Below are 20148 nucleotides of genomic sequence, written 5' to 3'. Positions count from 1 at the left end.
TTTTTGTTCATAAATGGTGATCTGGTGTCATGTTTTAAAAAATAGATCGACTTTCATTTCATGGTTCATACTCTTCGATAGCCAATAAAAAAGCAACCTGTTAGCCAGATTGCTTTCTTGCCCTCACTACTCCCACTTCAAATCCAACAGCTCCAGCATTTCATGGTAGGCGGTTTCGATCCGCTGGCGCTTTTCTTCAGGGACATTTTTGGCATATTGCCCATCTGGCAGATAATTTTCGGCAAGGTAGACTTGAAAATCAAAGGCCTGCAAGACGCCGTATTCTGGATCATAATAGGTACGATCAGGGATCGGTTCTTTGGAGACCCAAGTCGGATGCATGGCAATCTTGCTTAAATAGGTCCGCTGCCCTTCTTTGGAGATTTCAACTTCTGGGATAACGCCTCGTTCGGTCCAATAGTTGTTATTGACGGTTTCATAACGTTGATTCGACAATAAGTTTCCCATTGAATAAATGATAAATTTCTTTTCACCGTCCTTTTCGATGATTTCGGTTGGTTCTGCTACATGCGGATGGCCGCCGAAGATAATATCAGCACCAAAATCGATCATCTTCCGATAAACAGTTTGTTGTTCTTCCGTTGGTTCTAAAGAATACTCGACACCAGACTGAGGCATCACGATGGTGATATCCGCCAAGCTTTCCGCTTCTTTGATCTCTGCTTCCACTTTATCTAACGACAAGTCTTTCAAATAGGTGTCATACTCTGCTTGAGTTAAGCTTTCTTCAAGGCCATTGAAGCCATAGGCATAGGCCAAGAGAGCAACTTTGATCCCGTTGACTTCTTTGACCAGGATTCCGCTATTGTCGACCGTGACACCAATCGTTGCCAAGCCTTGGTCGTGAAAAGCAGCCGCCGTTGTTTTGATTCCTTCGATCCCTGTATCTAAAATATGGTTATGGGCAAGATCAATCACATCAAAGCCCGCGTCTTTGATACTGGCAACGGCATCGATAGGGGCGTTGAATAAGGGAAAACCGCCAAGCGGTTTATTAGGATTGATGGTTCCTTCAAAATCACCTAAAGCAAGGTCCGCCGATGCAATCAGCGGTTTGACTTGCTCAAAATCATTGTCAAAATCATAACGCTTCCCATCGTAAGCGCTTAAATAAACAGGTGTATGATAAAGCATATCGCCACTAGCTGTCACTGTGATGGTTTTTACTGCTGGCTTTGTTTCGGTAGAACTACTCGTTTCTTGCATTGGCTTTGTTGCCTTTGTCGTTTCTGCTGTATGACGCTGTTCGGGGATGCTTGTCACTTGAATCACTAGATAAATCACTCCAAGTATGATTGCCAGCAACGCTGTACTTACCCCCACAATGATCCGCTGGCGTTTCTGACGCTCCCGTCTTCGTTGTTGTCTCATGCCCTCACCCTTTCACTCTGCTTTATCAAAAACCTATCTTCGTTTACGTTCTAACGAGGTTCCCTGCTCCCTTTCCTGCGATCCCCACTAAATAATATCTTTTCATTAAATAATTATACTATATTTGAGATTCCTTTAATAGGTCATTTTGTAAAGAATAAAAAAACAGCCCGATCGTGATCGAACTGTTTTATTCGCTTCTGAGTTGTTTGATTCGCTTCTTTTATTCTTTTCTATAGTAGCTCTGACCTCAGAAATTTTTGCTTCCTGAAGCTATTTTCTACTTTGCTTCCTCATGCTTCACGGGACAACTGCTATGACAATCAGAACAATGATCCTTTTTCACCATGCGGTACACTACACGGGTGCCATAGCCAAAAATCAGGCCGCTTAGAATTATTGTAGCAATCATTTTTCGCCTCCTACGACTTGGATCAAGGGTACACTCCCGCGGAATGGTTTCTTCAACAGAGCAAATACCAATAGCCCAGCAATGAGGATTGCCGCGAAAACACCCAGCGTGAGGTGTCCGCCTTCAAAGACGACGTGCCCGAATTGGTAGACCAACAAGCTGGCGCAGTATGCCAAGCCGCATTGATAGCCAATGGCTAACCACGTCCACTTGCTGTCCCCCATTTCACGGTGGATCGCACCGATAGCAGCAAAACAAGGGGCACATAGTAAATTAAAGACGAGAAAAGAGTATGCCGCCACAGCAGTGTAATCGCCGCGCAACACTTGCCAAATCTCCGTCCCGCTTTCTGACAACTCCCCGGTTTGTCCGTAAAGGATCCCAAAGGTGCCGATCACATTTTCTTTGGCGACCAGGCCAGTGATCGTCGCCACGGCGCCTCGCCAGGTTCCCCAGCCTAGGGGAGCGAAAAGCGGCGCCAAAAGTCGTCCGAAAAAGGCCAAAATGCTTTGGTCTTCTGTGACCCGCTGCAAGGCAAAGCTGTAGCTGGAGGTAAACCAGACAAAGATACAAGCCACAAAAATTATCGTCCCGGCTTTTTTCACAAAAGCAATGGCTCGATCACAGGCACTTTTCAAAATCGTTGTGAGCTGCGGCAAGTGATACGCTGGCAGTTCCATAATGAATGGTGCCAGATCACCTGCAAATAAAGGCGTTTTTTTCAAGACGATCCCTGAAAAAATCACAGCACCCATGCCGACAAAATAGGCCGATGGGGCGACCCAACTATACTGAGGGAAAAAGGCTCCTGAAATCAATGCGATGATCGGCAATTTGGCAGAACAAGGCATGAAGGTCGTGACCATCACCGTCAACCGACGATCCTTTTCATTTTCAATCGTTCGGCTTGCCATCACGCCGGGCACCCCGCAACCGGTAGCGATCAACATGGGGATAAACGACTTGCCAGATAGACCAAACTTGCGAAACAGGCGGTCCATGACAAATGCCACCCGTGCCATGTATCCGCAGTCCTCCAAGATAGCCAAACAAAAAAACAGCACGAAGATCTGTGGCAAAAAGCCTAAGACCGCACCGACACCTGCCACGATGCCGTCTAAAATCAGTTCTTGCAGCCACTGGGCGACTTGCAGCTGTTCTAGCCAGTGCGCTGCTGTTTCGGGAATCCAGGTGCCAAATAATACATCATTGACCCAATCAGTACCAATCGTACCAATCGTCTGAATCGATAAATAGTAGATTCCCCACATAATGAAGGCAAAAATCGGTAGTGCCAATACGCGATGGGTCAACACACGGTCGATTTTGTCGCTGAAGGCTAAGTGCTGATCTGTTTCCTTGATGACTGCCAGCGCCAACAATTCTTCAATGAAGCCATAGCGCTCATTGACGAGAATGGCGTCACTGCTGTCTTTAAAGATCAGCTCTAAAATCGAAATCGTCTCCTGAAGGACTGCCTGCTGGGAATCAGTCAGTTTACACATCGTCTGAATCGCTTCATCTTTTTCAAAGAGTTTTATGGCAAACCAGCGTTTTTGCTGCTGAGGGATCGTCTCTGGCAAAATCGCCATGATCTCGGTCAAGCCAGCTTCTAGACGAGCATCGTAGCGGGGAGGAAGCGGTTGTGTATTGGCTACATGCTTCGCTGCCTCGATCATTTTGGTTAAGCCGCGTTGCTTCAAAGCACTGATCCCTACTACGGGAACCCCTAGACCGTAAGCCAGCTTTTCGAAATTGATCTGCAAGCCTTTTTTCTTTAATAGGTCGATCATGTTGATGGCTGCCACAGTCGGGACATTCATTTCTAATAATTGCAATGTTAGATACAGGTTGCGCTCCAGGTTGGTTCCATCGATAATATTGATCACCGCATCCAATGATGCTTCCATCAAATAATTGCGAGAAATCAGTTCTTCTGGTGTGTACGGCGACAAGGAATAGATCCCTGGTAGATCTTGGATCAATACTTGTCGGTCTTTTCGCAGTCGCCCCGCTTTTCGTTCCACGGTAACGCCTGGCCAATTCCCCACTGTTTGTTTGGCACCGGTCAATTGATTGAAGGTACTCGTTTTCCCGCTATTGGGATTTCCTGCTAATGCAAAGTGATAGATCATTACGCTTCGACTCCTTTTTCGACAAAAACCAACGCTGCTTCTTGCTTTCTCAAAGACAATTCATAGCCGCGGAGCCGAATCTCCATCGGATCACCCAAAGGAGCCAGCTTCACCACTTCCAAATGGACGTTTTTCGTAAGCCCCATATCCATCAATCGACGGCGCACCGCACCTTTGGCGGCGATCTGATTGACCTTCCCGCTTTCACCGACTTGTAGCTGATCCAAAGAGGTAATGATGGTTTGCTGCTGGGTTTCTGTGACATCGATTTGTTCCATGACCCGTTCATCTAAAGCGATCCGCGTCCCTTGGTGTAAAATGATGCCGCCTTTGCGATCTTTTTGTACCACAACGATTTCAACGCCCGTGCGAATACCAAGATCATTTAAATGAGCCGTGATTTCTTTGGTGGTTGCCAACGAGTCGATTTTGTATGTTCCAGAAGCCCGAGTTTGCGCCATTTTCATTGCTTCTTACTCCTTTTGTGAAGTGTTGTTATAATTAACCTACTTTAATTGAGAATGATTATCATTATAATAGAGCCATTTCCATAAGAAGTCAATCTGTTTTGGATCTCACTTTGAATCTTCCTTCACAATAAGGATTTTTTTTACTCATTTTGATTGCATATCCCCTGTATTAATTACGCAAAAACCTTGTAATTCTAAGTATTTTCCGCTTTTTTCCCTTGCATAAAAAACACGGAAACACTATAAATTGTGTATGTCGAATTCACAAGCACAAGATATAGTGTTTTTTCGTTGACTTTCTCCGAGACTTATTTATACTAGGTTTATAACTATTACAACTCGGAGGAAACAATTATGAATATCAAACTATTTTCGAAAAATAACTGCATGCAATGTAAAATGGCGAAACGCTTTTTAAGTGAAAATCAGATTGCCTTTGAAGAAATCAATATTGATAATGAGCCTGAAGCATTAGAATTTTTGAAAGAACAAGGATTCCAAAGTGTGCCAGTCATTACCTCTGATGCGCAAACGATCATCGGTTTCCGTCCAGATCAACTACGTCAATTAGCGAGCTAAGATTTTTCTCAATGTGATGCTTTTGAGGGATTTGTCAGTCGTCCAGACCGCAAGTCCTTTTTTATACGAACAAAACAAGAAAAGAGGTTAGCCATTTATGAGCTTGAAAGAAATCAAAGATGTCAGTTATTTCAAATTGAATAATGAGATCAACCGTCCAGTAGATGGTCAAATTCCATTAAATAAAGACAAAGAAGCCTTAGCGGCATTCTTTAAAGAAAACGTTGAACCAAATACCTTAACCTTTGCGACTGCAATGGACAAAATCAATTATTTGATTGAAAATGATTATTTAGAAGAGGAATTTATCAAAAAGTATCGCCCTGCCTTTATTGAGCAATTGTATCAATTCTTAGATGAGCAACACTTTACTTTCAAATCATTTATGGCTGCTTACAAGTTTTATTCCCAATACGCATTAAAAACGAATGATGGTACCGCGTATCTAGAACGTTACGAAGATCGGGTCGCTTTCAACGCCCTTTACTTTGCGGATGGCAATGAAGAGTTAGCAATGAGCTTGGCAGATGAAATGATCTACCAACGTTACCAACCAGCAACCCCTTCTTTCTTGAATGCAGGACGCAAACGTCGCGGTGAGTTGGTTTCTTGTTTCTTGATCCAAATCACTGATGACATGAACGCGATCGGTCGTGGGATCAACTCCGCGCTGCAACTTTCACGAATCGGTGGCGGTGTCGGGATCACGTTATCAAACTTGCGGGAAGCCGGCGCGCCTATCAAAGGCTACGAAGGGGCAGCAAGTGGTGTGATGCCTGTAATGAAATTGTTTGAAGATAGCTTCAGCTACTCAAACCAATTGGGTCAACGGCAAGGGGCTGGCGTGGTCTACTTGAACGTCTTCCACCCAGACATCATCAGCTTTTTATCAGCGAAAAAAGAAAATGCGGATGAAAAAATCCGTGTCAAAACCTTATCATTAGGCGTGATCGTACCGGACAAATTCTACGAATTGACGCGCAAAAATGAAGAGATGTATCTCTTTAGTCCCTACAGTGTCGAAAAAGAATATGGCGTACCCTTCTCTTATGTCGATATCACCAAGGAATACGACAACTTAGTCATGAACCCACGGATTCGCAAAACCAAAATCAGAGCCCGTGATTTAGAAAACGAAATTTCTAAATTGCAGCAAGAATCTGGTTATCCTTATATCATCAATATCGATACAGCAAACCGCAGCAACCCAATTGATGGCAAGATCATCATGAGTAATCTTTGTTCCGAGATCCTTCAAGTCCAAGCACCATCTGAGATCAACGGCAAACAAGAATACGAAGTTTTAGGAACAGATATCAGCTGTAACTTAGGTTCCACCAATATCGTGAACTTGATGGACAGCCCTGACTTTGGGAAATCTGTTCGAGCAATGACTCGTGCCTTGACCTTTGTTACTGATGCGTCTGACATTGACGTAGTACCATCGATCCAAAATGGGAATGCCTTGAACCACACGATCGGTTTAGGCGCAATGGGCTTGCATACCTATTTTGCAAAAAATCAAATGGAATATGGTTCACCAGAATCCCTTGAATTTACTGATCTTTATTTCATGTTGTTGAACTATTGGACATTGGTTGAAAGCAATGCCATCGCCAAAGAAAAAGGCGAAGTTTTCCATAACTTTGAAAAATCAGCGTATGCAGACGGCAGCTACTTCACCGATTATATCCAAGGTGACTACCAACCAAAATCGGAAAAAGTCAAAGCATTGTTCGAAGGCGTCTTTTTACCAACTGGTGAAGATTGGGCAGCCTTGGCACAAACCGTCAAAGAAACCGGCTTGTATCACCAAAACCGCCTAGCCGTTGCACCAAATGGTTCGATCTCTTATATCAATGATACGAGTGCCAGCATCCACCCAATCACACGGATGATCGAAGAACGCCAAGAAAAGAAAATCGGCAAGATCTACTATCCAGCACCTTACTTGAGCAATGAGACGATCGGCTACTACAAATCAGCCTACGATATGGATATGCGCAAAGTGATCGATGTTTACGCAACTGCTCAAAAACACGTCGATCAAGGTATGAGTATGACCTTGTTTATGCGTTCAGATATTCCAGAAGGTCTTTACGAATGGAAAGAAACGACAAAACAAACCACCCGTGATTTGAACATTTTGCGTCACTACGCTTTCCACAAAGGCATCAAATCGATCTACTATGTACGGACCTTTACAGATGATGCAGAAGAGATCGGCAGCAACCAATGTGAAAGCTGCGTCATCTAATCCAACTTTTGCCTGAAAACGAACCAACCGCCTGCCCCTGCTCTTTCTTGACAGCGGGTCGGCTGTTGTCTTGATACGATTATTGGAGGAACCGACTATGGGTAAGACTTACTATGAAGCAATCAACTGGAATGAGATCGAAGATATCATCGATAAATCCACTTGGGAAAAATTAACAGAACAATTCTGGTTAGATACGCGGATCCCTTTATCAAATGACCTTGATGACTGGCGGACGCTATCTCCATTAGAAAAAACAACGGTGGGCTACGTCTTTGGCGGCTTGACTTTATTAGATACCGTTCAATCAGAAAGCGGTATGGATCAACTGCGTAAAGATGTCCGCACCCCACATGAAGAAGCGGTCTTGAACAACATCCAATTTATGGAATCTGTCCATGCAAAAAGCTATTCATCGATTTTCAGCACCCTGAATACAAAAGCGGAGATCGCTGATATTTTTGAATGGACCAACACCAATCCATATTTGCAAAAGAAAGCCGAACGAATCAATGAGATCTACAAAAATGGCACACCGCTAGAGAAAAAAATCGCCAGTGTATTTCTAGAGACCTTCTTATTCTATTCAGGTTTCTATACACCCCTTTACTACTTAGGCAATAACAAACTAGCGAACGTAGCGGAGATCATCAAATTGATCATTCGTGACGAATCCGTTCACGGCACGTATATCGGCTACAAATTCCAATTAGGTTTCAACGAATTACCAGAAGACGAACAGCAAAAGCTGAAAGACTGGATGTACGATTTGTTGTATGAGTTGTATGAAAATGAAGAGCGTTATACCGAAGAATTATACGATGAGATCGGCTGGACCGAAGAAGTCAAAACCTTCTTGCGTTACAATGCCAATAAGGCTTTGATGAATCTAGGTCAAGACCCGCTTTTCCCAGATACCGCCAACGATGTCAATCCAATCGTCATGAACGGTATTTCAACTGGTACCAGCAACCACGACTTCTTCTCACAAGTTGGGAACGGGTATCTGCTTGGTTCCGTGGAAGCGATGAAAGACGATGACTACTTCATCGGACTTGATTGATCTGCTGACAAATAAACACCTTGTTTCTCGCCAATTGAGGGTGAGAAACAAGGTGTTTTTTAGTGAGCCAACTGGTCTTTGATAAAGGTCAACGTTTCTGTCAAACAGGCCTGTGCTTGGGGCAAGCTATAATCAAATTGGTATTCGTGGGTCACCGTTTCCGAATCCCCTTTGTAAAAGCGACTCGTCACGGGAATATCAAGAGCTTGCAGCTGGTTGGCAAAGGCAATGCCTTGGTCTTCAAAGGAATAGGCATTGCCATCCGTGATATACGTTGGTGGAAAATCAGCCGTCAATTTATCCACCAGTGAGATTTCCTGCAGTTGGGGACTATCTTGCCATTCTTTTTTTCCTAATAACGACCAAGCCACCGTTTTGACAAAGAATTTCATAAAGCGATCATCTGAAGAAGTCCCAGCGATCTGCTTCAAATCAAGCGGTCCGCAATAGGAAATAAACCCTTTCAGGGCCGATGCAGGAATATCTTGATCAAAGGACATTTCCTTCGCATACGCTGGATTGGTTTGCAGCGCCACATATTGCCCGGCAATTTGGGCACCTGCAGAATCTCCACCAAAGAAGAGTTGATCGAAATCAAGCATGGGGTATGCTTGGGCATCTGCTTTGATCGAGTCTACCGCTTGGGCTAATTGTTTGACCTGTCCCGGATAATGCAAACTTGGCGCCCATTCATAATTAATCGAAATCACAGCGGCTTTGGTTTCATCGACGACATAGGTCGCAAACTCTTTGACCCCTTCTTTGTCTCCGCCGACATAGCCGCCCCCATGGACCCAAAAAATGACTGGAACAGGGCCTTCTTGTGCCTCTTTGGGATAATATAGATCAAAGGTACTACGTTGATAATCCGATTGATACGTCAAGTCCTGTTTGACCGTCACATTCGGCAAACTTTTTTGATAAGCTGCCTCATCCTTGATGGTCACTTCTTGGTTAAACAGATGACCGATCAAAAAAGCCCCCGGTCGTGGGGAGAGTTGAAAAGCCAGAAAAACGGCAGCTAAGAGTCCGATCAGGACAATCGCCACCCACATGAAAAAGCGCAGAATTTTTTTCAAGTAAAAGCTCCTTCCTTCTTTCTGTTTCAGCTTTTTCATTTAACCATGTTTTTTTAGCAAATTCAATGACAATCGCTAAAGATTAAAAAAGGATGATACCAATAGGCATCATCCTTAAAATAACATCGTTTATAATGGCAACATCATAAACAAACCAGCAGCGATCGCTGCCCCGATCATTGGACCGATGATTGGTACTAACGCATAGCCCCAATCGGAAGTCCCTTTGTTTTTGATTGGCAAGATTTGGTGAGCGATCCGTGGTCCTAAGTCCCGTGCCGGATTGATGGCATAGCCTGTTGGTCCACCAAGCGACAGCCCGATCGCTAAGATCAAGATCCCAACGACGATGGGATTTAATCCATCCGTAAAGGTATTGGCACCAAAAGCCAATAAGCCAAAGACTAAGACAAAGGTACCAATCACTTCAGTGATGGTATTCGATACTAAATTACGAACTGCAGGCCCTGTTGCAAAGGTACCTAAAATCGCGCCTTGGTCTTTTGTTTCATCCCATAATGGCAAGTAGTTGAGCCAAACGAGGATCGCCCCTACGATCGCACCAGCAATTTGTGCCAGCATAAACGGTACAGCCAAGCTCCAAGAAAAATTCCCCGTCATCGCCATGCCTAATGTAACGGCTGGATTCAAGTGAGCAGGTCCCATGTACCCTGAAACGTAAACGGCAATCGTTACCGCTGTCGCCCAGCCCATTGCGATCACGATCCAGCCAGAGGCTTCTGCTTTACTCTTTTTCAGATTGACAGCCGCACACACACCATCCCCTAACAAAACCAAAATAGCCGTTCCTAGAAATTCACTAAAGATCTGGGTTGTTTCATTCATCTTTTTTTCCTCCTTTTAAGGCTGTTAAATCTGATTCTGCGATCACTTGGTTCAATTCTGCTACATGGGCTGCTTTTTCTTCCTCGCTCCAGCCAAAGAAGTCGGTCATAGCTGCAACGACACCGGCTTTGACTTCATCTAAGGTGTCTCGCATAAATAGGATATGGTTGGTCCGACGCAATAGATAATCGACAGGCGTCAGAACCATTTCTTCATGCAAGGAATAGTTCAAGGCCGTACTTTCTTTTTCATCTAAGCCCTCAAACTTCGTCTTGTAGTTCAACACTTGGGGAAGATTCGACCCATAAAGATGAGCCAAATACGTTGCAGCGGCTTCATCGAATCCAGCGGCTTGCGCTTGGTCAGCCAGCTTCGCTAAGTCTTCCTCTACATTGGCTGCATCAAGCTCACCACCAGAAACTGGGTACGTGGTTGAATCCACCAACTCGAAGGATGCACCGCTTTCTTGGAGCAATTCATTGATCCGTTTGACTGCTCCTTCCGTCATCAAGCGATAATCGGTGATTTTTCCCCCTGCCAACGTCAATAGTCCGTCTTTTGAGCGTTCCAAACTGCTGCCGCGAGAAACTTGCGATGGATCCACTTTGCTGGCTTCTACTCGTTCTTGTGCTTGTTTTACGGCTTTTTCTACGACTGGTCGCTGCCGCTCATCTTCAAGATACTCTTTGACGCTTTCAACGATCTGCTCAAAGCTTTCATCCGATAGTTTGCCTTTACCACCGCCATTGTAATCAGACCCGCCATTATTCACAATCAACGGACGCAATCCTGCCCAGCTCGCTTCGATATCATCAAGGGTGATCTGAGCGTGAGGGAAGCGTTCATTCACGATGGTCAGTAGATAATCAACATCTTCTTGCGTGACCGTTGGATGGGCGAAATCGCCTGTATAATCCGTATCGGTTGTGCCAAAATAGGTCTTATTTTCTCTTGGTACCACGAAAACCATCCGACCATCATTTTTCCCAGTATCGAAGTAGGTTGGTTGCGGCACTTTTAGTTTTTCCCGATCGACCACTAAATGGACACCTTTCGTCGGACGCATTTGTGGCGGCAGCTCATCATTCTTGTCTAATTGACGAACGATGTCTGACCAAGGGCCTGTCGTGTTGATCACGACTTTGGCGTGAACCTCAAAGCGCTCGTTTGTCAGTTGATCCTCCACTTCTACCCCATTGATGATGCCTTGCTCATCATGTAAGATGCCGACGACTTTGGCTTTACTGATCATTGCTGCCCCATCGGCTTGTGCTCGTTTGATGTTTTCGATCACCAAGCGGGCATCGTTGTTGCGAAAATCAAGATAGACACCGCCACCGACTAAGTTTTCCGCCTGCAGCTGAGGTTCGCGTTCTAAGACCTCTTCTTTCGTCAGCAGATAATTTTCGTATTTACTGCCTGTCACATTCGCTAAGCGATCATAAAGATCCATCGCCACTTTGACAGAAAACAAGGAGAAGGTTGCCCCTGGTTCATCATAGATTGGCAAAAGCATTGGATCTGGTTTCGGGATATGCGGAGCAATTTGCTGCACGATCGCCCGTTCCCGCACGGTGTCAGCGACCACTTCCACGTCAAAGGTTTTCAAATAACGAATACCGCCATGAACGAGTTTGGTGGACCGCGAAGACGTTCCTTCGGCAAAATCCTGCATTTCCAAAAGCACCGTCTTCATCCCAGCGGCTGCGGTTTGAACAGCAACCCCCGCGCCAGTGATCCCACCACCGATGATCAATACATCATAGGTGGTCTTTGCCGCTTCTTGAATGGTTTGCTTCCGATCTTTATGTGAAAAGGTCATGGCTTACTCGCCTTCTTTCTTCGCTTTGAATTTGAAGGTCTGAGTAGCTGCCACCGCTTGTTTCCAGCCTTCGTACAAATTGTCTCTTTCTTCTGCTGGCATTTCTGGTGTAAACATTTGCCCTTCTTCTGCCATTGATTTCAATTCATCCAAGTCTTTCCAGAAGCCAACCGCTAGCCCTGCCAAGTAAGCTGCACCTAATGCGGTTGTTTCCAGATTCGCAGCTCGTTGCACGTCAATGTCTAAAATGTCCGCTTGGAACTGCATCAATAGATCGTTTTTGGCTGCACCGCCATCGACTTTCAGCAATGGGATATCGATGCCAGAATCTTTTTTCATCGTGTCGATGACATCTTTTGATTGATACGCAACAGCTTGCAATGTTGCCCGAACAAAATCTTCCTTCGTCGTCCCACGAGTCAAGCCAAAGACGGCTCCTCTTGCATCTGAATCCCAATAAGGTGCACCCAATCCAGTAAAGGCAGGCACCACATACACTTCATTATCGCCTTTTGCTTTGGCAGCTATTTCTTCTGATTGCGGAGAAGACTCGATCATTCGTAGACCGTCCCGCAGCCATTGGATCGCTGATCCAGCAACGAAGATACTTCCTTCTAAGGCATAATAGACTTTGCCGTTGATGCCATACCCGATGGTCGTCAGTAGGTCATTGTCAGACAATTGTGGTTCTTCACCCGTATTCATGACGATAAATGCCCCAGTGCCGTAAGTATTTTTGATCATGCCTTTTTCAAAGGCCATTTGCCCAAAGAGGGCGGCTTGTTGGTCCCCAGCCATTCCAGCGATTGGTACTTCACTGCCGTAAAAATGGTAGCTGCGGGTGTGACCATAGACTTCTGAGTTGCTTTTGACTTCTGGTAACATCGAGCTTGGAATGTTCAAAAGATCCAAAATTTCTTGATCCCACTCTAATTTATGAATGTTGTAAAGCATCGTCCGACTAGCATTGGAGTAGTCGGTGACATGGACTTGTCCATCTGTCAGTTTCCACACAAGCCATGAATCGATCGTTCCGAAGAGTAGCTCACCATTATCCGCCTTTTCTTGTGCCCCTTCGATATTGTCTAAAAGCCAGCGCACCTTGGTCGCTGAGAAATACGCATCAATGACTAACCCAGTTTTTTCATGGATCATCTCTGTATGGCCATCTGCTTTTAATTGGTCAGCGATCGGTGAAGATTGGCGGGATTGCCAAACGATTGCATTTGCGATCGGCTGGCCTGTCGTTTTGTCCCAAACCACTGTCGTTTCACGCTGGTTGGTGATCCCGATGCCGGCGATTGCTTCTGGTCGGATACCTGATTCAATAAATGCCCCTGCGATGACTGATTGGACAGAGTTCCAAATTTCGTTGGCGTTGTGTTCTACCCAACCCGATTTTGGAAAGTATTGCGGAAACTCTTTTTGTGAACTACCGATTTTTTTCCCATTACGATCAAAAATAATTGCTCTTGAACTAGTGGTTCCTTGGTCGATCGCCATTACATAATTTTTTTCTGCCATTTGATTCGCTCCCTTTAGTTTTTTATACGCTTTTCTTGTTAGCGCTTTCTGACTTGCTTTTATTTTAGCTGAACTTTCGCTATGTGGTTCGTCAATTTTTTTTCAAATTTCTAAGAAATTGACGAAATCCACTATTGAAAGCGTTCGCGGATCATTTTTTTGATCGTTTCCCGATCATAAGCGGTACCTAGTTCACTGATTCGATAAGTCGGTGTTTTCGTCTCGATAGCATAATTTGCCAAGATCAAGTCATATTCTTGTTCTGGGCGATAGCGTTCTACGACTACGCCATTCAAATTTTTGAGATACAGCAGCCACATGTAGTAGAGGGCTTCTTTAAACAGTTCATCCATTTTCAAAGCGATCCCGACGCGAAACTCCCGATTGATTTGATAATCGATGATCGTGATCACACTCAAGTATTTGACCATCGTCATCATCAACAAACTATTTTTATCAGATGGCTTGATATCAAGCTCTGCTAAAGCCTTATCCAATAGTTCGTGACTGATTTGCTGGATGTTACGACTGGATAGCTGCGCTTCTAACTGCCAAATATTTTCTCGATCAAAAACCTCCACATCCCCTTTGAAAAAATACACGCGGCTGTGGATCTGCAGCAGGTGACCATAACAAGTGGCTTCGATTTCACGGGGAACAAACGATGGGCGGTAGAGATGCAAAATATGTTCCAAAATCAAGGTATCCGTCAAGGCAGTTGGCGTAAACCGAGAACGCTGCAGCATATACACTTGCAGATCGTGTTCGGATAACACCGAGAACGACAGTAAAAAGACAAAGTGCAGCATCGCCTCCTCTTCTCTGACTTCTAATGCGTAATGGCCAAACCCACGAAATACCAACTCCCGTAATTGCTGAAACAAAGGATCTTTCGTGTAGGGTACCATTTTCTCCCGTAAGACTTGAAAGGATTGAGTAGCAATTTTCAGTCGCGCCTTCATGATCCTCAGCCATAGGGACAAGCGCTGTTGTGCTTCTTTCGTGAAGGTCATGTTCAGACCTCGTGTGATCAGACCGACGTATTTTTCATCGATCGGCAGCGGCTGACTGTCGAAAGAATGGACATACCAAAAGAGTTCAAAATAGAAATAACGAATTTGCGTTTCTTCCCCAATCAGCTTTCCTTGCCAGATCTCTAACTCGAATTCTGCTAGCAAGCCATTTAGCTCTTTGATTTTGCGAAACAAGGATGACTCGCTGACCGCTAATTTTTGTGCCAGCTGGACAGTGGTCACCTCTTGATGCTGCAAAAGATGCTCGAGGATTTGAAATTTCAATGCTGAACGATAAAACGCCCATTCGATTTGATTGAGGGAAAAAGTGGGACTCATTTCAAAGACCAGGACACCTTTTCGATAATACAACTGACACTGCTCTTGGTAGTGAGCCAGCTCATCTTGCAACTCCTCCACATATTTTTCCAAGGAAGGCTTACTGATGCCAAGATAGCTCGCCAGCTCGTGCAGCTCCATTTTTCCGCCCACCAGTAAAAGCTTTTTGAGCAGCTGCAATTGCTTTGCTTCTTTTTTTTCTAATAACTGATCAAGTCTCATCGGCATCACTTCCCGACCATAGAAAAGTTTCGTCGATTACATTAGTGAATCGTGGATGGAAGAAAAAGTCTTTTTGGGTCAGCTCCTCCATCGTTGCCTGCTGCTCGATCGCAAACGCTAGTAAATTGATTTTTTCCAAAATATTGGCTTTTGATAAAAGCTGCGCACCAACGATTCGACCGCTGGCTTGTTCGATCATCACTTTTCCATGAACCGGCGTTGGATCAAACAGGGAACTGGCGGCAGTAAACGCATGACAGACGATCGGAGATTCGAAGAAAAACCGATCCGACTCGGTCAAGCCGGTGCTTGCTAAGTACCACCCAAACAGTTGCGTACCGACTGTCCGCAATCCGCCACGAAACGGGGTGGTTTTGCTTGCCAGATTGCGAGCTGCTGCGATCCCTGAGCGAACAGCATTGTTGACTAAGGGCATATAGACCGTATCTTTCGTAATAGCATTTGGAATTTGGATCAAATCGCCGACCGCAAAAATATCCGTGGCAGAAGTTTCCAAGTAGGCATCTGTCCAGATGGTTTGATCACTGTGTAATTCAAAGACCGCAAATGCCTCTGGCAAGCGAGGATGAACGTTGACTGTCGTCAATACCAGATCACTTTCATAGCCTTGATCGGCGGTTTCGATCCGAAAGCCTGTTTCCGTTTTAACGACTGCCAAAGTTGGCTTGGACCAATGCAGCTGCAAGTTGGGGATTTTTTCGATCTCCGTTAAAAAGGGCTGCAAAAAATCGTGATCAAAGTACTTGAATAAAGGATATGACATTGATTCGATCACACTGACTTTTTTTCCGATCGCAGTCAAGGTATTCGCCGCTTCCATCCCCGCTTGACCAGCACCTACGATGGTAATCGACTCTGCTTGGGGCAATTGCTGCAAGAAATGCTTGGCTGCCTCATATTCCTTGTAGGTCAGTAGTGCTTCTTCTGGTTGTGGCAAAACAGTGGAATCTTGACTGGAGCCTGCTGCCAAGACGAGTCGATCATAACTTAGTTCTCGCTGATCCGTTCGAATCCGATGATCCGAAGGAAAAATCTCCAGAAGCGTTTCTTCTAAGGCAACGTCGATCGTTTCTGCCTCCAGCTGCTCCTTCGTACAAAAGAATGCTTCTTCCAGCGATGCGATCCTGCCTTCGATCAGCAATAACAAACCGCTTGGAACAAACCCAAGATGGGCTTTTTTTTCTATCAATAAAATCTCTGCGTCAGGGTATAATCGGCGTGCTTCACGGGCGCAGCTGACACCCCCAAAGGACCCGCCTATGATAATGATTTTCATTGGATCACCTCTCTCCCTTAGCTTAAATGAAACGCTCTCATTTAACGAGTAAAAAGCTATCAGGCTGACTATTTTTTTGTTAACTGCGGTAAAATAAATGAGACCTATGCTACACTATACGCAAAGGAGTGTTCAAATGGTTTTCTTTTATCAATTCATGCTGGGATTGTTTGCCAGCATATTCGTTGCAGCGGCAGCATTCGTCTTTCAGTGGCTAACTGTTTCTGGCGCACTGGCTGCGATTCTTTGCGGCACACTGGTCATTAGCTTTGGTCCGTGGTACAGCATCTTTTTGATTGGCTTTTTCTTTGCCAGCTCTGGCATCATTGGTCTTTTAAAGAAAATGCGCAGTCAGCCAGAGTCAGCTGTACCTGCCAAAGGTGCTCGCCGTGATGCAAAACAAGTCTTTGCGAACATCGCACCAAGCATCTTTGCTCTACTACTTGCCTTTTGGACGAAAGAACCGCTATTCCTTTGGGGATTTGTGGCGGGAATCGCTAGCTGTACGGCTGACACTTGGGGCTCAGAAATCGGCGTGCTGAGTCCAAGTGCACCGCGTCACTTACTGACGGGAAAAAAATTACCGCCAGGACTTTCCGGCGGTGTCAGTTGGTTGGGAACTGCCGCTTCCCTAGCAGGGAGTCTCGCCATCACTGGTTTATTCGCAGCAGCCTTATGGTTGAACGGCAAGCCGTTCTCCTTTGATCTCTGGTTGACCTTGACTGCTTTAGGCTTTTGCGGTAGTCTCTTGGACAGCTTACTGGGCGCAACGATTCAGGTGCGCTATCAATGCCGTGTCTGTCACCAATACACCGAAAAAAAAGTCCACCACGGCGTTGCGACCAAGCAAGTCGGCGGTTTTTCCTTTGTAACGAATGAAGGGGTCAATTTGCTGAGTTCAATAGTGATCGTTATTGTATCGGTCTTGCTAACTGGCTATTTTTTCAAGTAATCAGGCAATTTACTGCGATGACAGTTCCTTCATACAAAAAACCTTCGAGAGCTACACGTTTGTGTTTCTCTTGAAGGTTTTTATTTGTTTAGTGAAAGAATGATACGGGTGCTCACTCCATAAGGAGCCTGATTAAGATGCAGGCGAATGATTCGTCACTTTATAATAAGCAAAATCAGCATAGGATTGATGTTGATGCGCATCCACGGCACCAATAAAATTAAACAATCCTGCGAAGCCACCTATTTCTCCTGGCATTCCATTGACTCCTTCATCAGATAAGTAAGCCACTGACAGATCTTGGAGCAAAACTTGCCAAGTCTCTTGTTCCTCTAATCGATAGTAGACGTTTGCGATCCCGTGGTCGTATCCAATTTTCAGCTGAATATTTCCTTCGGGAACGACGACGCGCGTATTTACATATTCGATCCTTTGTCCTAATTTTGCTTGTAAGAGAGTCAAATAAGGACATCGCTTTTCTTCTGAATAGGTAACATGAGCATATAACCAATTGTTTGAATCATAATAAAGCCCAAGTCCTGCTGTTTGTGAATAATGGTTCGGTTGAAACTCCAAAAAGGTCTCCACCTCATAGGTGAAAGAGGTTGCTCGTGTTGCCATGATGGCAGGATTCATCTGTGAAAACAAGGAATTGCCCCCATAGATCCGTAAGTACCCCTGCCGCTTTTGCGTACTGACCCATGACTGATGCTGTTGGCGATACGGTGTCATAAATTCTAACAGATACTGCGGCTCTTGAAATGAATCAAATAAATCAGTGTTTGGTTCATTGTCAATTGGAACACCAGCTAATCCTTTAAAAGTCATTTTTGCCAAGTTGCTTCCATCTTCCATTTCCAACCAATTGTCCTCGGTCCAGTGCATCCTTTGAATAGAAGCTTCTCTTCCAAGAGGATTCAACAGCTGCCCCTCTAAGGGTCTTGCCATTAAATGAGCCATGAACCATTCATCAGTATGGGTATGGACGAGCGAACCATGTCCTGCTTTTTGCATCACTGAATGAGGATTGACCATTTCAAAATGCCCAGCATCAGGGTCCCCCAAAGAAAACAGATGCCTTGGAGAAGAAGTAAGGATCGGTTCGCCTGAAGGATGCGCTTCATAAGGGCCAAAAATAGTTTCTGCGCGACCGACTTCCACACCATGAGCATAGCCCGTGCCTCCCGATGCCAGCAATAAAAAGTACGCCCCTTGATGCTTGTAGATTTGGGGTGCTTCCGCACACCCTCTGGTGGTGAATCCTTGCGTTACGCGATGCCAAGGGGACAGTAATTTACCTGAAGGCAAGTCGATCTCCGCAAGAACAATATGCCCCGGCGCTTGATAACCTTCTCTTGTTTCCCATTCCAAAATCGTTAAATAATGCCGCCCATCCTCGTCATGAAACAGCGCTGGATCAAAGCCAATTGAGGTAAAATAAATCGGTTCTGACCATGGTCCTCGGATGTCAGTCGCCCAAATGGCATAGGAATCAGCATTAAATTCACGTCCTGCCATGTTGACCATATGTGAATACGCCAGCCAAAATCGTTTTGTTTGTGGATCATAAGATAAATGCGGTGCCCAAATACCAGCTGGTGTATTGGTTCCACGTAAATTCACTTCTTCATTGTTCAAGGCATAGCCAACAAGTTGCCAATTCGCAAGATCCTTTGATTCGAAAAGTTGAATCGCAGGTGTCCAATGGAAGGTTGAAGTTGCGATATAATAACGCTCATCCACACAAATGATAGAGGGATCAGGCGCCATTCCAGGAATAACTGGATTTTTGATGATTGTCATAAGCTTCCTTCCTATTCTTAACTTTTTATTTGTTTTGCAACCAAACGACAGTTTTTTTATCATCGTTTGCAGGCGAATGCGATAAATTGAAACCGTTTTATTCGATTGCTACATTTATCTTACGAAACTTTTAGGGTAGAATGAATATCAAAAAAAAGCCAATACTTACCATTTTTCATTTTTAAGGAGGTCGTACCGAATGAACCCAACACCTAAATGGCTAGAACAGCTGGTCAAATTACCCGATATCGATATCAATTTAAAAACCTTTGGTGGACACAAGCAACGTGTTTCCCAAGGATGGTGTGCACCACAAGAGACCCACTTTGCTTTTGAGATCATGATGATCATTGATGGAGAGCAGCGAACAATTTTTGAAGGCAGGCAGTTTGATTTTGTGGCAAATGATGTGATCCTGATACCGCCTGGTACCGCTCATGAAAATACTTGTCTCGTAGCAGAAGGTTCAGAGTATTTTTGTATGCATTTCGATCTTGATGATCCTGAGATTCAGCAACAGTTGTTGATGTATTGTCCTTTACTATTAAAAAAGACGAATCCCGCCTACCAAGCGATCGTTGCGATCCTTCAGCAATACATTGCGTTTTTGGCAAGCGGATACTTTGGAATGAAAGAAAAAATCGCCATTGAGATCTTACTGTTAGAACTGATGCGTGCCTTACTAGACTATGTCGAAGATGAAAAAAATCAGTTAGCGCATACAGATAACACTTCCCTTATTTTAGCAAAAGCGATCGCTGAAGCGATCCAACAAAATTTTCGTACGTACACACAAAGCCCAACGGAAGAAAACAAAGCCTTGCTTTCCATGAGTTATACAGCCAATTCATTGAACATTAGTAATAGTACGATGCTGACGGTTTTCAAAAAAGTTTATGCTAGTAGTCCAAAACAGTACTTAGATCAATTACGTTTCAACTAG

Annotated in this window: 16 protein-coding genes; 5 read left to right on the top strand and 11 right to left on the bottom strand. The window is 44.7% G+C overall.

The annotated features are described in order from the left end of the window. Nucleotides 1-126: 126 nt before the first annotated feature. From IGJ44_RS03225 to IGJ44_RS03210, 4 genes are all read right to left on the bottom strand, one after another. Nucleotides 127-1392 carry a CapA family protein gene (locus IGJ44_RS03225; protein WP_167827219.1) on the bottom strand — a complete coding sequence of 422 codons (1266 nt, stop codon included), beginning with the start codon at nucleotides 1390-1392 and terminating at the stop codon, nucleotides 127-129. 280 nt (nucleotides 1393-1672) lie between these two features. Next, nucleotides 1673-1804: a hypothetical protein gene (locus IGJ44_RS03220; protein WP_010747544.1), complete on the bottom strand. Its 132-nt coding sequence runs from the start codon at nucleotides 1802-1804 to the stop codon at nucleotides 1673-1675. Then, nucleotides 1801-3939 carry a ferrous iron transport protein B gene (feoB, locus tag IGJ44_RS03215; protein WP_074536364.1) on the bottom strand — a complete coding sequence of 713 codons (2139 nt, stop codon included), beginning with the start codon at nucleotides 3937-3939 and terminating at the stop codon, nucleotides 1801-1803. Before feoB ends, IGJ44_RS03220 begins: the two co-directional genes overlap by 4 nt. After that, complete coding sequence (locus tag IGJ44_RS03210; protein ID WP_060793026.1) at nucleotides 3939-4406, bottom strand: FeoA family protein; 468 nt, start codon at nucleotides 4404-4406, stop codon at nucleotides 3939-3941. Before IGJ44_RS03210 ends, feoB begins: the two co-directional genes overlap by 1 nt. Nucleotides 4407-4763: 357 nt before the next feature. Here IGJ44_RS03210 and nrdH point away from each other — a divergent pair, with 357 nt between their 5' ends. The 3 genes from nrdH (at nucleotide 4764) to nrdF (ending at nucleotide 8308) form a co-directional block, all read left to right on the top strand. Beyond that, entirely contained in the window at nucleotides 4764-4988 is a 225-nt protein-coding gene (gene nrdH, locus IGJ44_RS03205) for a glutaredoxin-like protein NrdH (protein WP_005225182.1), read from the top strand. A gap of 97 nt (nucleotides 4989-5085) precedes the next feature. Further along, entirely contained in the window at nucleotides 5086-7245 is a 2160-nt protein-coding gene (gene nrdE / locus IGJ44_RS03200; protein ID WP_005225181.1) for a class 1b ribonucleoside-diphosphate reductase subunit alpha, read from the top strand. Nucleotides 7246-7342: 97 nt separating this feature from the next. Further along, nucleotides 7343-8308 (top strand): class 1b ribonucleoside-diphosphate reductase subunit beta, encoded by a 966-nt coding sequence (nrdF, locus tag IGJ44_RS03195; RefSeq protein ID WP_005225180.1) that lies wholly within the window; start codon nucleotides 7343-7345, stop codon nucleotides 8306-8308. 59 nt (nucleotides 8309-8367) lie between these two features. On the opposite strand, the gene IGJ44_RS03190 is transcribed toward nrdF, so the two are convergent. The 6 genes from IGJ44_RS03190 to IGJ44_RS03165 all read right to left on the bottom strand — a co-directional run bounded on the left by IGJ44_RS03190 (nucleotide 8368) and on the right by IGJ44_RS03165 (nucleotide 16450). After that, the gene (locus tag IGJ44_RS03190) at nucleotides 8368-9426 is read right to left on the bottom strand and encodes an alpha/beta hydrolase (protein ID WP_050759597.1); all 1059 of its coding nucleotides are present in this window, start codon (nucleotides 9424-9426) and stop codon (nucleotides 8368-8370) included. Nucleotides 9427-9516: 90 nt separating this feature from the next. Further along, nucleotides 9517-10233, bottom strand: coding sequence for an MIP/aquaporin family protein (locus IGJ44_RS03185; RefSeq protein ID WP_005225178.1), 717 nt, complete (start codon nucleotides 10231-10233; stop codon nucleotides 9517-9519). Next, on the bottom strand, nucleotides 10226-12055 hold the full coding sequence (gene glpO, locus IGJ44_RS03180) for a type 1 glycerol-3-phosphate oxidase (RefSeq protein ID WP_430606106.1): 1830 nt from the start codon (nucleotides 12053-12055) through the stop codon (nucleotides 10226-10228). Before glpO ends, IGJ44_RS03185 begins: the two co-directional genes overlap by 8 nt. Before the next feature lie 3 nt (nucleotides 12056-12058). After that, on the bottom strand, nucleotides 12059-13579 hold the full coding sequence (gene glpK / locus IGJ44_RS03175; RefSeq protein ID WP_005225176.1) for a glycerol kinase GlpK: 1521 nt from the start codon (nucleotides 13577-13579) through the stop codon (nucleotides 12059-12061). Between the two features lie 131 nt (nucleotides 13580-13710). Continuing rightward, nucleotides 13711-15153, bottom strand: a complete 1443-nt coding sequence (locus IGJ44_RS03170) for a helix-turn-helix domain-containing protein (RefSeq protein WP_015509062.1) — start codon at nucleotides 15151-15153, stop codon at nucleotides 13711-13713. Then, nucleotides 15143-16450: an NAD(P)/FAD-dependent oxidoreductase gene (locus IGJ44_RS03165; protein ID WP_167827220.1), complete on the bottom strand. Its 1308-nt coding sequence runs from the start codon at nucleotides 16448-16450 to the stop codon at nucleotides 15143-15145. The genes IGJ44_RS03170 and IGJ44_RS03165 overlap by 11 nt, the downstream gene beginning before the upstream one ends. A 136-nt stretch (nucleotides 16451-16586) precedes the next feature. Here IGJ44_RS03165 and IGJ44_RS03160 point away from each other — a divergent pair, with 136 nt between their 5' ends. Next, nucleotides 16587-17402 carry a DUF92 domain-containing protein gene (locus IGJ44_RS03160; RefSeq protein WP_167827221.1) on the top strand — a complete coding sequence of 272 codons (816 nt, stop codon included), beginning with the start codon at nucleotides 16587-16589 and terminating at the stop codon, nucleotides 17400-17402. A gap of 132 nt (nucleotides 17403-17534) precedes the next feature. On the opposite strand, the gene IGJ44_RS03155 is transcribed toward IGJ44_RS03160, so the two are convergent. After that, the gene (locus IGJ44_RS03155) at nucleotides 17535-19205 is read right to left on the bottom strand and encodes a family 43 glycosylhydrolase (RefSeq protein WP_167827222.1); all 1671 of its coding nucleotides are present in this window, start codon (nucleotides 19203-19205) and stop codon (nucleotides 17535-17537) included. A gap of 199 nt (nucleotides 19206-19404) precedes the next feature. On the opposite strand from IGJ44_RS03155, the gene IGJ44_RS03150 reads away from it, so the two are divergent. After that, nucleotides 19405-20148, top strand: a complete 744-nt coding sequence (locus IGJ44_RS03150) for an AraC family ligand binding domain-containing protein (RefSeq protein WP_240934903.1) — start codon at nucleotides 19405-19407, stop codon at nucleotides 20146-20148.

Origin of the sequence: Enterococcus sp. DIV1368d, from assembly GCF_050542975.1 — a bacterium.
Lineage (GTDB): Bacteria > Bacillota > Bacilli > Lactobacillales > Enterococcaceae > Enterococcus_D > Enterococcus_D casseliflavus.
This window is presented reverse-complemented; position numbering and strand designations above follow the sequence as displayed.